Annotated in this window: 14 protein-coding genes; 8 read left to right on the top strand and 6 right to left on the bottom strand. The window is 53.1% G+C overall.

All coding sequences use genetic code 11. The features are described 5' to 3' along the window. Positions 1 to 60: 60 nt before the first annotated feature. From OHJ21_RS23290 to OHJ21_RS23300, 3 genes are all read left to right on the top strand, one after another. Positions 61 to 1,005: a helix-turn-helix transcriptional regulator gene (locus OHJ21_RS23290; protein WP_486021260.1), complete on the top strand. Its 945-nt coding sequence runs from the start codon at positions 61 to 63 to the stop codon at positions 1,003 to 1,005. 248 nt (positions 1,006 to 1,253) lie between these two features. Continuing rightward, positions 1,254 to 1,928: a response regulator transcription factor gene (locus OHJ21_RS23295; protein WP_486021261.1), complete on the top strand. Its 675-nt coding sequence runs from the start codon at positions 1,254 to 1,256 to the stop codon at positions 1,926 to 1,928. Then, complete coding sequence (locus tag OHJ21_RS23300; RefSeq protein WP_486021263.1) at positions 1,925 to 3,313, top strand: sensor histidine kinase; 1,389 nt, start codon at positions 1,925 to 1,927, stop codon at positions 3,311 to 3,313. The genes OHJ21_RS23295 and OHJ21_RS23300 overlap by 4 nt, the downstream gene beginning before the upstream one ends. Before the next feature lie 285 nt (positions 3,314 to 3,598). Here OHJ21_RS23300 and OHJ21_RS23305 read toward each other — a convergent pair whose 3' ends face one another. Continuing rightward, a complete protein-coding gene (locus OHJ21_RS23305) occupies positions 3,599 to 3,814 on the bottom strand; it encodes a hypothetical protein (protein WP_326119089.1) in 216 nt (71 codons plus the stop codon). A 101-nt stretch (positions 3,815 to 3,915) separates the two neighbouring features. Between OHJ21_RS23305 and OHJ21_RS23310 the strand changes: the two genes are divergently transcribed. The 3 genes from OHJ21_RS23310 to OHJ21_RS23320 are packed head-to-tail and all read left to right on the top strand — an operon-like array spanning position 3,916 to position 6,285. After that, on the top strand, positions 3,916 to 4,836 hold the full coding sequence (locus tag OHJ21_RS23310) for an ABC transporter ATP-binding protein (protein ID WP_394058340.1): 921 nt from the start codon (positions 3,916 to 3,918) through the stop codon (positions 4,834 to 4,836). Further along, positions 4,833 to 5,549 (top strand): ABC transporter permease, encoded by a 717-nt coding sequence (locus tag OHJ21_RS23315; protein ID WP_486021264.1) that lies wholly within the window; start codon positions 4,833 to 4,835, stop codon positions 5,547 to 5,549. The genes OHJ21_RS23310 and OHJ21_RS23315 overlap by 4 nt, the downstream gene beginning before the upstream one ends. 1 nt (position 5,550) lies before the next feature. Then, positions 5,551 to 6,285 (top strand): ABC transporter permease, encoded by a 735-nt coding sequence (locus tag OHJ21_RS23320; RefSeq protein ID WP_486021266.1) that lies wholly within the window; start codon positions 5,551 to 5,553, stop codon positions 6,283 to 6,285. Between the two features lie 119 nt (positions 6,286 to 6,404). On the opposite strand, the gene OHJ21_RS23325 is transcribed toward OHJ21_RS23320, so the two are convergent. The 5 genes from OHJ21_RS23325 to OHJ21_RS23345 all read right to left on the bottom strand — a co-directional run bounded on the left by OHJ21_RS23325 (position 6,405) and on the right by OHJ21_RS23345 (position 10,772). Then, the gene (locus OHJ21_RS23325; RefSeq protein WP_486021267.1) at positions 6,405 to 7,244 is read right to left on the bottom strand and encodes a Gfo/Idh/MocA family protein; all 840 of its coding nucleotides are present in this window, start codon (positions 7,242 to 7,244) and stop codon (positions 6,405 to 6,407) included. A 34-nt stretch (positions 7,245 to 7,278) separates the two neighbouring features. Then, positions 7,279 to 8,361 carry a Gfo/Idh/MocA family protein gene (locus OHJ21_RS23330; protein ID WP_071222181.1) on the bottom strand — a complete coding sequence of 361 codons (1,083 nt, stop codon included), beginning with the start codon at positions 8,359 to 8,361 and terminating at the stop codon, positions 7,279 to 7,281. Positions 8,362 to 8,511: 150 nt separating this feature from the next. Continuing rightward, positions 8,512 to 9,459: a helix-turn-helix domain-containing protein gene (locus OHJ21_RS23335; protein WP_326111386.1), complete on the bottom strand. Its 948-nt coding sequence runs from the start codon at positions 9,457 to 9,459 to the stop codon at positions 8,512 to 8,514. Positions 9,460 to 9,671: 212 nt separating this feature from the next. Then, a complete protein-coding gene (locus OHJ21_RS23340) occupies positions 9,672 to 10,256 on the bottom strand; it encodes a TetR/AcrR family transcriptional regulator (RefSeq protein WP_100539994.1) in 585 nt (194 codons plus the stop codon). Positions 10,257 to 10,271: 15 nt separating this feature from the next. Continuing rightward, on the bottom strand, positions 10,272 to 10,772 hold the full coding sequence (locus OHJ21_RS23345) for an alpha/beta fold hydrolase (protein WP_486021319.1): 501 nt from the start codon (positions 10,770 to 10,772) through the stop codon (positions 10,272 to 10,274). A 227-nt stretch (positions 10,773 to 10,999) separates the two neighbouring features. On the opposite strand from OHJ21_RS23345, the gene OHJ21_RS23350 reads away from it, so the two are divergent. Together OHJ21_RS23350 and OHJ21_RS23355 are read left to right on the top strand one after the other, a co-directional pair. Then, entirely contained in the window at positions 11,000 to 12,979 is a 1,980-nt protein-coding gene (locus tag OHJ21_RS23350) for a peptidase U32 family protein (protein WP_486021269.1), read from the top strand. Between the two features lie 118 nt (positions 12,980 to 13,097). Continuing rightward, entirely contained in the window at positions 13,098 to 14,396 is a 1,299-nt protein-coding gene (locus tag OHJ21_RS23355) for an aspartate aminotransferase family protein (RefSeq protein ID WP_486021270.1), read from the top strand. Positions 14,397 to 14,415 lie beyond the last annotated feature (19 nt).

Below are 14,415 nucleotides of genomic sequence, written 5' to 3' on the forward strand. Positions count from 1 at the left end.
AATAGCATATCTTATAAACATGACAATTATTGTCTAGTTATTGTGTACAAGGAGGGTATTATGTCAAAAGCGAAGCAGCTTATGGATGTCATGATGTATGTCAATGCCAAAAGGAGCTTTACCGCTCAGGAAGTGGCCGATGAGTTCGGCGTTTCCGTTCGCACGGCGCACCGGTATTTAACCGAGATCAGCGATATGGGCGTTCCTTTATATACCGAGCAAGGGCGGCACGGGGGATACCGTACGTTGAAGAGTCGCGTTCTTCCGCCGATCCTGTTCGATGAAGATGAAGTGTTTGCTATTTTTTTTGCCTTCCAAGCCTTGAAGCGTTATACCTCGTTACCGTTTGAGCTGAATATCGGCTCTGCCTCACGCAAGCTGCTGGCCGGATTTCCGGAGGATACCAAAATGATGATCAGCCGTCTGGAATCGGTGCTGACATTCTGGAGTCCAAGCAGAACGGCAGGCTCCCCCTATCTAAAAGACGTCATTGAAGCCGCTCTTCATCAGCGGGCTGTACGGATCAGCTATCGTTCCAAATCGGGTACGAGCGACCGGGAAGTGCTGCCGATCGGCGTTTATGCCCAGGATGGTTTATGGTATATGCCCGCCGTGGAGCACGAGAAAGAGGGGGTGCGCCTGTTCCGCATGGACCGGATGGAATCCTTAGCCCTAACCGATAACATCTGTGTGGCGGACATTAGCATGCAAGAATGGCTTGAGGACTATCCCATTCGGGAGCCTGTTCGATTATACGCCGAGCTGACTAGGGAAGGGGCAAGACAGTGCGAGAGCATTCCGTGGCTGGAGGACGAGGTGGCCATGCAAGATGAGCACCGGGGCGTTGTGGATACCGTCGTCGATCGCAATGATGTTGAATATGTCGCTCAAGTCTTCCTGCGTCTGGGTATGGAGGCGAAAGTCATTGAACCTCCGGAGATCGTTGATATGCTAAGGGAGAAGGCAAGGCAGCTGAGCCTGCATTACGGAGTATTGGATACATAGGGTGCCCGGATCACGCAAGGGCCGTAAGATAAAGTGGCGTGGAGTGCACGGAGTTAGATTCAGAGAAAGGCGATGGAGGATCAAGGCAGGTTAGCGAATCAGATGCCTGCACGCTTGGTATCCCATGATACAATGACAAATGATGGAACCATGTATAGCTAAATAGATACGGTTTTTTTTGTCTTAAAGGATCTAGGGAGCCCCTTCTCAGGGGAGATGAATATTAGCACGAGAAAGGAAGATGGATTATGAGCGCATGCATTCTATATATCGAGGACGACCGCGAGATCGGCGGATGGGTCAGTGAGTTTCTTAGGGACAAGGGGTATGAGGTGCGGTGGCTGCTGAGCGGAGAGAAGGCAGTGGAGGAAGCGGCTCCGTGTGCGGTCGTTGTTCTGGACGTCATGCTCCCGGGGCTTGACGGCTTCACAGTCGGGCAGCGTCTCAAAAAGGCCTATCCCGGACTGCCTATCCTGATGCTGTCGGCCCGAACCTCCATTGACGATAAGCTGCAGGGGCTCGAGTTTGCCGATGATTACTTGACAAAGCCTTTCCATCCGGACGAGCTGGCTGCCCGTCTGGAGGTGCTTCTGCGCCGATCTGTCGTGAAGTCCGCGGAGCCCATGAGAGTAAAGCACTTATCCGTATATGAAACCGAAAATCGGATCGTGAACGATGATACCGGCGAGGAGACGCTGCTCACAGGCAAGCAGCATCAAATCTTTATGTACTTGCTCCAGCACCAGGGGCGTGTCATGACCAAGGAGCAAATCTACGAATCGGTTTGGGGAGAGTCTTATATCGAAGGAGACAAGACGCTCATGGTCCACATCCGGTACCTTCGGGAGAAGCTCGAGCGGGATCCTGCCACCCCGGAGATTATTGAGACCGTTCGCGGGCTTGGTTACCGGGTGAGAGCATGAGATGGAAAAGGAAGCAGGGAAGGTTCCGCAATTCGCTGACCAACCGGTATTTGCTGTTAATTTCGATGGCCATGATATTCATGCCGATCATGTTTCCGTTAGCGTCGATTTTCTACTGGTTCGTGAACGATACGTTCTCGGATCGGCCGCCGACCCCTGTGGGGAAGTATACCAGCGGTGCCGCGTTAGAGAAAATGTGGCATGAGGAAGCAGCCGGATTAAGCGGAGCTTCGCCGGAAGCCATTGAACAGAAGCTGAATTCAATACGGCAGGAGTATCCGGAAATCTCCATGTTCTGGGTGGATGGAGGCAATGAGACCAGGCTGCAGCTGCCGGTGCAGCCTAACGTTCCGGAGGTATGGAGCGCGCTCTACACCGTGCAATTTATGAAAAGCTCCCTGGATGGCGATCCGTTCACCTCCGTGGCTTTTATTGGAGGAGAGGGATCGGGAGAAGGATTCATGGTCATGCAGCTGCCGAGAAAATACCTCCATGTCCAGCAGCCTATTGCGAGCGAAACGGCCCTGTACGGCCTGTTTATGGCCTTGATGTCGGGACTGTTCATTCTGGTCTCCTGGCTGTTCTTCGTGCGCATCCGCAAGCGGCTGCTGCGACTTCGCTTTGCTATGACGTCACCTCATACGGTGACGGGCATACCGCAGCCGGTTACGTTAACCAAGCATGACGAGATTGGACAGCTGGAAGAGGGCTATAACGATATGGTCATCCAATTAGTGGAGGGGCAGCGCCGCCAGCGCGAGGAAGAAGAGCTGCGCAAATCCCTGATCGCCAATTTGTCCCATGATCTCAGAACCCCGCTGACGGTGATTCGAAGCCATATTTTCTCCATGGAGCGGGAGCCGCTGAGCGAGAAGGGGAAAGAATCGTTGTCCCTCATCGAATCGAAAATCTCGGATTTAAGCGGCCTGATCGACAACTTGTTGTCCTACAACTTGCTCACCAGCGGCAGGGTGCAGCTGAGCATGGAGCCGACCGACGTTCTGCGAATCGTCAAGGAAAGCGCGGCGGCCTGGTATCCCGTATGGGAGAAGGCGGGGATCGAGCCCGATATCCAGGTGCGTGACGAGCCGCTGAGCTGGACCGTGGACGTGCTGTGGTTCCGAAGGCTTCTTGATAATCTGTTCCAAAATGTCGTCCGCCACGCCCAATCCGGGCAGTACATCGGAATTCATACCGAGGAGAGAGAGGGGCATGAGGGCATGCTTGTCATTTCGGATCGCGGACCGGGAATCGAAAGCGACACCGGCAACAAAGGCACAGGCATCGGCCTGGCCATCGTGGAGCACCTGACAAGGGAAATGGGACTTGGATGCCATGTGGAAAGTTCGGACGAGGGGACGAGGATCCGCATCTGGAAGCGGTGAGTAAACAAAGGGTGTACATGCGGGCGAAGAGCGAGGTCATTTCTAGCGGGAGTCATATGCAATTCAGGTGACTTTTCTCTGTTATGAGCACTTAGGCTGAGAAGTGAAGGATTCAAACCGCTTGAGGCTGTCATAGAAAGTGATTACGAACCACTGGATATACGAGAAGGAATCGGAATTTGCCGGTTCCTTTTTTGGTTGCGGAATTACACAAGCGTTCGTGTTCCTGGGTATTCTTGGAATGGCTGTCGACCATATATGATTTAAAAGTGACGGGGGAGGCATTTATGGTTTTGGGTACGTCCGATTTTTACTATGAACATTCCACGTGTACACCAGCGAAGGGGACGGAATCGTTGCTGGAGAAGCGAAGCGTTCGCCAATAAATCCGGGAAACCCCCGCTGGGCAAATTCCAGTTTCCTGGATTTAACAGCGATCGGAAGAACGATCCGGCACCGGAGCGGCCTTAGCTGCACCAAGTGACTCTTAGCTCTTTTCACGAAATAACCGTTTGGATAGGCTGCCAGTTTTTTTAAAGTAAATTTAAACTTGGGGTCGACCGGCATTTAACCTTGGACATGTAGGATATATACCTGAGGTGATGAACGTGACGGAACTCGTCATTCAAACGAAAGGCTTATATAAAATATACAAAAAACGCGCAGCAGTCGTGGATTTGAACCTGGAGATCGCCCGCGGCGATATTTATGGCTTCCTGGGACCGAACGGTGCCGGAAAAACCACCACCATCCGCATGCTGCTTGGACTCATTCAACCAACGCGTGGCGCGATTCATTTGTTCGGCAAGGATTTGAAGAGTGAAAAAATGGACATTTTGCGCCGGACCGGATCGCTCGTGGAGTACCCATCGTATTACGGCCACTTGACGGCCGTAGAGAATCTGGAAGCGATTCGCCGGATTACCGGCGGCCCGAAGTCCCGCATCGCGGAAGTGCTGGAGATCGTCTCCTTGACGAAGGAGGCCAAGCGCCCGGTCAAGGGATACTCGCTTGGGATGAAGCAGCGTCTTGGCATCGCAGCCGCCCTGCTGAACCATCCGGAGCTGCTCATTCTGGATGAGCCGACCAACGGCCTGGATCCGTCCGGGATACATGAAATCCGGGAGCTGATCAAGAATATGCCGCGCCAATACGGCATTACCGTGCTGGTATCCAGTCACCTGCTGGGCGAGGTCGAGCAGATGGCGGACAAAGTCGGCATTATCCGTGAAGGAAGGATGGTGTTCCAGGATACGATCGACAATCTGGTATCCACGGCTTCCAGCGGTTTCCGCTTATCGGTATCCGAGCCGGAGGCAGCGCTCGGATTGGCGCTGGACCTGGGCTGTGAAGGAGTTCTTCGTAATCAGATGCTGGAACTGGAGAGCATGCAGGATGCCAAGATCGCGCAACTCGTGAAGCGCTTGGTGGAGAACCAGCATGCGGTATACCGGGTGGAAGAGCAGCGGAGGTCGCTCGAGGATATCTTCATGCAGATCGTAGGGGAGGGAAGCCGGGTATGATGTTCCGTGCGCTTTCTGCCGATTGGCTGAAAATCCGGGGCAAAGGCATCTGGTTTCTCGCTGCGCTCGGTCCCGTTGGACTGGCAGCAATGCAAGGGCTGAACTTCGGACTTCGCTATGATTACCTGATGAAATCCTACGCGGCAGATCCCTGGGGCGGGCTGCTGGAGAACGTGCTGTTTTTCGTGCCGATTGCCCTTTTTCTCGGGATTACGCTGGTCTGTTCGCTGATGGCCAACGTGGAGCATCAGCTGAGCTCATGGAAACAGCTTCTGGCATTGCCTATTTCCAGAACGGCAGTATTTAGTGCCAAGTTCCTGCAGGCCTTCCTGATTCTCTGCGTATCCTGTCTCCTTCTGTCGATCAGTACCGCCGTGCTTGGCATCCTACTGGGGATGGGCGCAGATCAAATGCCGTATCTGGATCTGCTGCGCATCGGTTTTGTGCAATTATTTGCTGCGCTTCCCATGCTGGCCTTTCAGCTGTGGATGTCATTGACGCTCAAGAACCAGGGAATCGCGGTTGGAATCGGGATTACCGCCTCCGTTGTATCGATGTTTGCCATGCAATTCCCTGATTGGATGCCGTTAAAGTGGCCGCTGCTGGCTTATATGGGGCCAGGAGAAGCCAAGGTCATCGGAGCGGGCTTGCTGCTGGGTACAGTGATAACGTGCGCGGGCCTGATTCATTTTAACCGAAAGGATGTGGATTAAGATGACATCCTATATAAGAGCGGTGTCTGCCGAGTGGCTTAAGCTGTCCAAATCCAAATTGTGGCCGCAGATTTTCCTGTGCGCGATTCTGGTCATGATGCTGGGCATATTGAATGGGAAGCCTGAGGAGCTTGCGCCATGGGAGCATCTGATCAGCATTATGATCATTTTGCATGCCATGCTGCTGCTCCCGATTCTAACAGGTATTTTTAGTGCGATGGTGTGCCGGTATGAGCATTCGGGCGGGGGATGGAAGCAGCTGCTCGTCCTGCCGGTTTCTCGCGGAGCCGTCTATTTTGCGAAGTTCTCGGTGGTAGCCATGCTGCTTGCCGTGGTGCAGTTACTGTTCATGGGGGCCGTTCTGGGAGCCGGTTTGATCCACAAGGTGGATGCTCCGATTCCGTGGGAAATGCTGCTGAGCTGCGTGCTTGGTGGCTGGATTGCCTGCTTGCCGCTGGCCGCCCTGCAGCTTGGAGTCTCCACGGCATGGAGCAGCTTTGCCGCTCCGCTGGCATTGAACGTTGTGTTTACCATACCGAACATGCTGGTGGCCAACTCGCAGACGTATGCTCCATACTATCCGTGGACACAGCCGTTTCTGGCGATGATGCCCGTGGGTCAAGCCGATTTTGGCGCCTTCAACCTGCCGTTTCAGAATCTCATGACCGTGGTGGTGGGCGGGTTTCTACTATTCTTTCTCGCGGGCTTCGTCTATTTTCAGCGGAAAGAAGTGTAACCTTCAGAACTGAATTTCCGGCTTGCTTGGTTTCATGAAAAGGAGCTGCTCCTGGCCTTTACGGCCTGTTGGAGCAGCTCTTTTTTTATATTCCTATGTGTAACGAACCCTTGGCTTCGCTATTGAGGCAAATCCACCCACACATAAGGGGTGTCAGCCGCCTTCAATCCATACTCGATAATCGTGATGACGGCGACCGTTTCTGCCGGGTTGACGGCAGGCTCGCCCGTTTCGAAGAAATTCACCAGATTCTCGATGAACAAGGCAAAGAAATTCGAATTCGCGGTGACCTGCTTGAAGCCCCCGTCGCCATTCTTTATCCCCAAGGTAAAAGGACAGTTATCCCCAAGATGATTCACGGTGGCTTGCCGTCCGTTCCCGAAATCGATGAGCAGGGCAGGGGAGTCAGGCGTTCCGATATACATCACCCGCTTCGCGCTGGCCCCCATCAGGCTGACGATCGGCTCGATCTGATGGATCGAATAATTGGCGAAGGCACCCGGTCCCCAGCTGCTGATCGTTTGAATATCGCTTCGGTCCAGCTCCGTGTATTCGCTGGCAAAACGGAGGGCGGACGTCGAATACATCGGCGTTCCGTGCTTTGCCGCCAGGTCGAACAGGCGGATGGCCGTTTCGCGGTCAGGCGCGAACGTTTTATCGATATAAGTCGGCTTGCCCGATTGCAGCGGCAGCTGGGACAGCTCCTCATGGAATTCCGGGTTATCCGGCGACAGCACGATCAGGTAATCGCTGCGCTCCACCACCTCTTCAATCGTGGGCAGCAGCTCAATGCCAAACTCCTGACTCCAGGCAGCGTTCGTGAGCCCGTTCTCTTTGTCTCTTTTGCCGTAGGCGTACACGACCTTCATGGCATGTTCCGATGCCTGCTCAATCCACCCGGGATATTTATTCGCGTGGAATTGGTCCAGATGCAGGTCGATGAATCCGATTTTTTTCATGATAAAAGGGCCTCCCTGGCGTTCGAACTATAGGTTATAGGCTGTTCTGGGCAACGGGCTGCAGCGAAACCTCCGCGCCTTGGTCGGACGAGTCGTAAATCGCCTGGATGATCTGGGAGGAGAGGATGACCGTATCGATATGCGAAGGCTGCTTCTCCCCGGTTTGAATGCAGCGGATGAACCCGTCGATCTCATTCTGGAACATGCTGCCGAGATTGAATTTCGGCGTGGTTTCGATCAATGCGCCGTCCTCCGTAGTGTAGAAGGTGAAGTCCGCTCCGTATTTCAGCCGGATGCCGCCTTTGTCGCCGAGGAAGTCGATGAACATCTCTTCGGCGCCGATATTTTGCGCCCATGCGCCGTTCAGGGAAATGGTCGGGCCTTCCGTGCGGACGAGAGCCGTGACAAAATCGTCGACGTCATACGTGCCGTCATATTTCGGCGGACCTGCCCACATCTTGAGGAAGGTGTAATTCTCCATGTCTTTACCCAGCTTGCAGTAGGCCTGGCCGGAGACGGTCTTCGGCTTCGGATCGCCCGTACAGTACATCACGACATCGAGGAAGTGAACGCCCCAATCGATCAGCGCGCCGCCGCCGGCAATGGCTTTGGTCGTGAAGGCGCCGCCGAGACCCGGGATCGAACGGTGGGAACGGAAGCTGGCATATACGTGATACAGCTCGCCAAGATCGCCGTTTTGGATCATTTTTCTGATTCTGTTTACGCTTTCATTGTAACGGTTGACCACCCCGATATTGAGCGTTTTGCCCGTTTCGTGCTGAACCTTCTGCATTTCCAGCGCTTCCGCGTAGGTACGGGCTGCCGGTTTTTCGCATAATACATGCTTTCCTGCCCGCAAGCAATCGATGGCGATAGAAGCATGAACGTCATTCGGCGTACAGATCGATACGGCGTCGACCTCAGGGTCGTTCAGGATCTGGTTGTAATCTTCGATGGCTTGGCCGCATTCGTATTTGGCAACGGCGGCATCGGCCCGATCCTTCACGATATCGCAGAAATATTTGATCTCAGCGTCTTCGTTGGCCATGTAGGCCGGAATATGGGCGCTGTTCGCAATCGTGCCGCAGCCAATCACGGCAATTGTAATTTTGTTCATCGGTTCTCCTCCAAAATCGTGGATTGATGATGCAGTGATGACATGAGCCTGTCGCTTGGTTCTTCGTTATTGCTTGCCCCGAGTATAGCATGTGAGCGATCGCTTCGATTTCACTATCGTGTTTATTTATTGGATTATCGTACCGAGGCGCTAGTCCACGGTTTTAAAAGCGTTCTTTTTATAGTAAGCGGGGGTCGTTCCCGTGTATTTCTTGAAAATACGACAGAAGTAGGGAAGCTCGTTAAACCCGACCTTGAAGCACACGTCGGTTACCGTCAGCTCGGGCTCCGTCAGCAGCCGCATGGCCATCCGTATGCGGTAGTTGGCCAAGTACTGGCTGAAGGTCCAGCCGGTCACTTCTTTGAACCGTCGGCAAAAATTCGTTCGGGACATCATCGTCATCGCGCAGAGATCCTCCAGCCACAGAGGCTGGTCGTAATGGTCGTGAATATATTGAACGGATTCCAAAATGGGCTCCCGGTACGGGGCGCTGCCCGCGGTTACCGATATATGCTTGCCTTGCTCGGCATGCTCGCGGTTCACAATCGCCAGCAGCTTCAGCAGATTGGCCTTCAGCAGAATATCGTAGAATGGCCCCCGGCTTCCGTATTCGGCCAGCATTTCGGCCAAGAGCTCCTTTACGGCGAGGTCGCTGCCTCCGGTCAAGGTGATTTTGAGCGGGACGCGGTCTTCGGTCGTAATAAAAGGCTTGATGAAGGAAAGGTCGAACAGCTGCGGCTCGGCCGGCATTCCCTCCAATCGTTCGTTAATGAAGGCCGGCATGAATTCGCACCCCAGCACCTCCATTTCTTTCCCGGGTATCATCTCCACGCGATGGACGCTATAAGGAGGGAGGACGAATATATTGCCCTGGATCATTCGGTATTTTTGACCATAGAGCGTATGGATGAATTCGCCTTTGCTGACATACCAGATTTGAAGATAGTCGTGCATATGATCGGATAAACTCCCGAACTTTTCGGTAATGCGGTACATTTTGCAGGGCAGGCCGTTCGCCATCTCCAGCTCCGACGTAAAGTAGGCGATTCCTCTTCGGGTGCACTCGGCGATATCCGGTTCCAGCCAGTGAATAGCCATCGTTCATTTCCTCCTCACGCTCGTGTCGATCCTGTTATTAACAGCATAACTGATTAAGGACATGAAGGAAGAGAAAAAGTTGAAAAAGTTAATCGAATTCTGCGTTCAAGGAGAGAAGCGATATCTTAAGGAGATTTAATTGGAGGGAGTCAGTATATGCAGCAAAGAGCCGAGGCGTCCTGAAACACAGGAGTAACCTCGGCTCTTTTTCGTTACGGGCAAAACTCCTTCAGCATCTGCTCCTTCACTTCTTCAATGGGGAAGTGCTGGGGATAGGTGGATATCATCAGCATGATGCCCTGCAGGGTAGAAGAAAAGTACAAGGAGCGTTTGTGCGGCTCGGGAACTCCGAGGTCTTCGAATATACGGCATTGAATCTCAAACTGTCGTGCAGCCTCTTCCACAAGACGCTTGCTGTAGGGAAACAGCTCTTGATCCGCTTCGGGCTGGGTTTGAAGATGCAAGTAAAAACGGAATACTTCGGGCTGCCGATAGACGTTGTCGATGGCTTGCTCCAGAATAAATTTCAGCTGATCTGCGGGTGCTTGGAGTGAAGCGGCATTTTCTATGACTTCGGCCACGCCTGCGATTCGCTCCTCGACCATTGCGGCCAGCAGACCTTCCTTGCCTGAAAAGTAGTTATAGAGCAGCCCTTTGGATATTCCGGCTTGCTTGGCTACATCGCTAATGGAAGTGGCGTGGTAGCCCTGATGGATAAACAAATCCATGGCGGCTTCTAAAATTTTGTCTTTCGCCATCTGGCGTATGCGTTCATTTTCGCTAGGTGTGCGCGGCATGAAATCTTCATTCCTTCACGAATGGGGTGTGATATCGCGGGATAACTCCTCCGGATGCGTTAATGTGACCATGTGATCCGCTCCCGCGATGGCGGTAAAGCGAGCGTTCGGAACTCTCCGAAATTGTTCCCCTACCTGCTGGTTATCGGGCAGTTCATGATCTCCTATGATAAAGAGCGTGTTGGCCGAGATATCCTGTAATCGCTCCCTTTTTGAACACGCATTTTCAGGATAATGGATTATGAACTCCGTGGCAATCCGGCCGCCCATAGAATGTCCAATAACCGCAGCTTGCGAAATATTCAGATGATCAAGAAGAGACAACAGATCTTCAACAAAGTTTGGCGGCTGAACGGCAGATGGGGAGCGTCCGGCTCCGCGGCCATCAAAGGCAATCACGTAAAAGTTCTCAGATAAGGAAGGAACAAGAAAGCTCCAATCCCGCATATCGGCTCCACCGCTGTGAACAAGGACAACAGGCTTACCACTACCGTGCACTTCATAGTGCAGATCCAATAGAATACCCTCCAATCGATCATCGATTTCCAATGATTGCAGCCCTTGATCCGCTTTATTTTATTATTGAATGAATGGTTGGTCAATATGAAACGGGAACGGTTGTTGAAATGCTATCGGCATTGGAATCTTACTGTAAAAATCGCTGTGAATTAATTCACTAATGTTATTTGTGAATTATGTTACAATAGAAAAAAATAAACTTGGCGGATGAGGAGGAACGGACGATGGCTCGTTATTTTAACGGTAAAGAAGTGGAACTGCTGGCTCCTGCCGGAACATTCGAGATATTCAAAACCGTCATTGACGCAAAGTGCGATGCCGTATATTTCGGGGGACCATCCTTGAACATGCGCATGATGCGCAAGGGCTATAACTTAAGTTATGAGGAAGTCAGAGAAGCCGTCCAATTGGCCCATGAGCGCGGTAAACGTGCCTACATTACAGTGAACAACCTGATGAATGAAGAGGACCTGGAGGAAGCGAAGCGTTATTTCGCCTTTTTGAACGAGATTGGCCCGGATGCCATTATCGCGCAGGATCTGGCCGTGTTTCCTCTGATTCAAGAGATGAACTATACGAATATACCGGTTCACTCCTCGGTCATGATGAACGTGCATAATCTGGAGATGATTGAAGCCGTCAAAGCATTGGGCGTTTCCCGTGTCGTGGCTTCGCGGGAGATGGACTTGAAGACAGCGGAGGTGCTCCAGGCTAGGAGCGGAATGGAGTTCGAGTACTTCGTGCACGGCGATATGTGCACCGTTCACGGCGCTAACTGCCTGTACAGCTCCATGCTGTTCGGCAACAGCTCCAACCGGGGGCGATGCATGAAACCTTGCCGCTGGGATTATCGGGTGAAAAAAGACGGCTACCTCTATCCTACCGAGTACCCGCTTGCGGCGAAAGATATGTATATGTACGAGCATATTCCGGAGCTGATCAAGTCCGGCATTACCAGCTTCAAAATTGAAGGACGCATGAGAGACATCGAATTTTTGCTGATGGTCGTTAACTCTTACGGGGATGCCATCGATCGTTACATTGCGGATCCACTGGGCTATAACCGCGAGGACGGGGCGGATTCGCTGCATAAAAACCGGAAGCGCGATTTCACGACAGCTTATGCCTTTGGCAAGCCGGGACTGGAGTTTATCAATCGCCGTTATGAAGGAACAGGCAAGTTTTACAGTACGGGGAAGGTGTTCAGCACGCCTACCGCGGAACGCGAGATGAAGGAGGAACGGGTGCTCCAGGTGAAGGAATCGCTTCTTCTTGCGAAGCGAGAGCAGCCGGGCACGTCGATTCCGCAAATTACGGTGCATGTCAACACGGTGGAGCAGGCCCGTGCGGCAATAGAAGAAGGGGCGGATGTCATCTACCTGACCGGCGACGTGTTCCAGCCGGATCGTCCGTTTGGACGTGAAGATATCGAAGCCTTGACGGCAGATAAAGGAAACGCGGAGATCATCCTTGGCATGCCCCGCATGATGAATGAGCTTCAGATGGAGCAGTATCATCAGTTCCTCAGCGCCGGCAAGGAGTATAACCATTATGGCCTGGACGGCCTGCTTGCGACCAACATCGGTGCCATGCACAAGTTCCAATCCATAGGGCTGCCGCTGATTGCCGATTTCAGCCTGAACATATACAACCATATGGCGGCCTCGTTTTATAAGGACCATTTTGGCATATCCCGAATCAATCCGTCCCTTGAGCTTCAGCTCCATGATTTGACGAAGTTGCTGCGTCATCCGGAGATTCCCGTCGAGATCATCGTTCACGGCTCGCCCATTGTGATGTATCTGGAGCATGATTTATATGCCAATGCGGCAGAGTTCGAGCCCATAGCGGAAGAGGACAACCGGTACGTGGATAACCGTCATCTCGTGCTGCTTACGGATAAAGGGGAGAACCCCGTTTACCGGGATGCCGCAGGGCGTAACCACTTGGCGCTGGCGAAGGAGCTGTGCTGCATGCCGTTCTTGAAGGAGCTGCACGAAGCGGGCGTGAATCATTTCCGTATTGAAGGAAAAACGTATACAACGGAGCAGCTTCGCGGCCTGGTGCGGACATATCGTCAAGCTGCGCTGAACCTGGATGCATGCGGCAGGCTGTATCAAGGGATGGCACCCATTTACGCCGGGTTCACGCTCGGTTCGCTCCAATTTGGCCATTCCCTGGAACTGGAGCTGACTGAAGTATAAGATCCGTTTTGAGACGGAGTATCAAGATGAACCCGATGTGAGGTGCCATTTTCCTTGGTCTATATTCACAGAACAGAACATGGGAGAAACGAAAACAATTCAAAAGAGGTGAATATCCATGACGCATGCAGAACTGACGTATATCGGTCCGGAAGCCATCGTGGCAAAGCGTCGGGAGTACGGTTACCCTTGCACAGCCAATTTCTATAAAGAACCGCCCCAGATCGTCAGCGGCAAGATGCATAAGCTTTACGGCCATGATGGCAAAGGGTATGTCGACTTCTTCACGGGGGTGTCGGTTGTCGCCTGCGGTCACTGCAATGAAGCTATTACGGCAAGAACGATCGAACAGCTGCAGACGCTGCAGCATACGTCAACCATTTACCTTACCCAGCCGATGGCAGATCTGGCGGAGCGGTTGGCAAACGGCGTTTTGCCTGGCAGCCTAAAGCGAACGTTCTTTGTGAACAGCGGCTCCGAAGCGAATGAAGGCGCGCTGCTTGTCGCCCGTCTGCACACAAAACGCCGCAATTTTCTGGCGCTGGAATACGGCCTTCATGGCCGCACCTTCCTGACGATGAACGTGACCGGCATCCCGATGTGGCGTACTGATGATTTCCTGGACCAGGAGGTGACTACGTTTATTCCGCGTCCCTATGATCCTGCCATGGATCAAGATGCTGCCGCTCGCCGCTCCCTGGATGCCTTGGCGAGTGTGCTCGCGGCGAAGGGAGACACCTTCGCCGCAATGATCGTGGAGCCGATCCAAGGCAATGGGGGGATGATCGTGCCGCCGGATTGGTATTTCCGTGAGCTGAAGGCGATGCTGGAGCGGTACGGCATCCTTCTGATTGCCGATGAAATCCAGACAGGCTGCGGCCGCACGGGACGCATGTTCGCGATCGAGCATTACGGCATTGTACCGGACATTCTGACCATGGCGAAGGCACTAGGCAATGGCGTGCCCATCGGTGCTTTCTCCACGACGGATGATATTGCCGCCAGTCTAAACCGACCATCCGCCTCCACTTTCGGCGGCAACCCGGTGTCATCCGCCACGGCGCTTGCCGTATTGGATTACATCGAGCAGGAAGGCTTGGTCGAACGTTCTCTGCGTGTCGGCGGGCAGCTTATCGAAGGATTGAGGGAGCTGCAGGGCCGATACGGGCTTATCGCCGATGTCCGAGGCAAGGGTTTTATGGCCGGGGCCGAAATCCGTGGAGCGACCGATGAGGAAAGTGCTGCATGGACGGATATCATTCTGGAGCGCATGAAGGAAGAAGGATTCATGATCGGCAAAAATGGCATCGGCCGAAACGTGCTGGCTTTCCAGCCGGCCATGATGATCCCGGAAGAAGAGATTGAAGCGATGCTCCGCGCCTTGGATAAGGTGCTGGCAGGGTTATCCCAAACGTAAACGAATGAGGTTGGATCCA

This window comes from Virgibacillus sp. LDC1 (assembly GCF_025792345.1).
In the GTDB taxonomy this organism is placed as follows: domain Bacteria; phylum Bacillota; class Bacilli; order Paenibacillales; family Paenibacillaceae; genus Paenibacillus_AQ; species Paenibacillus_AQ lautus.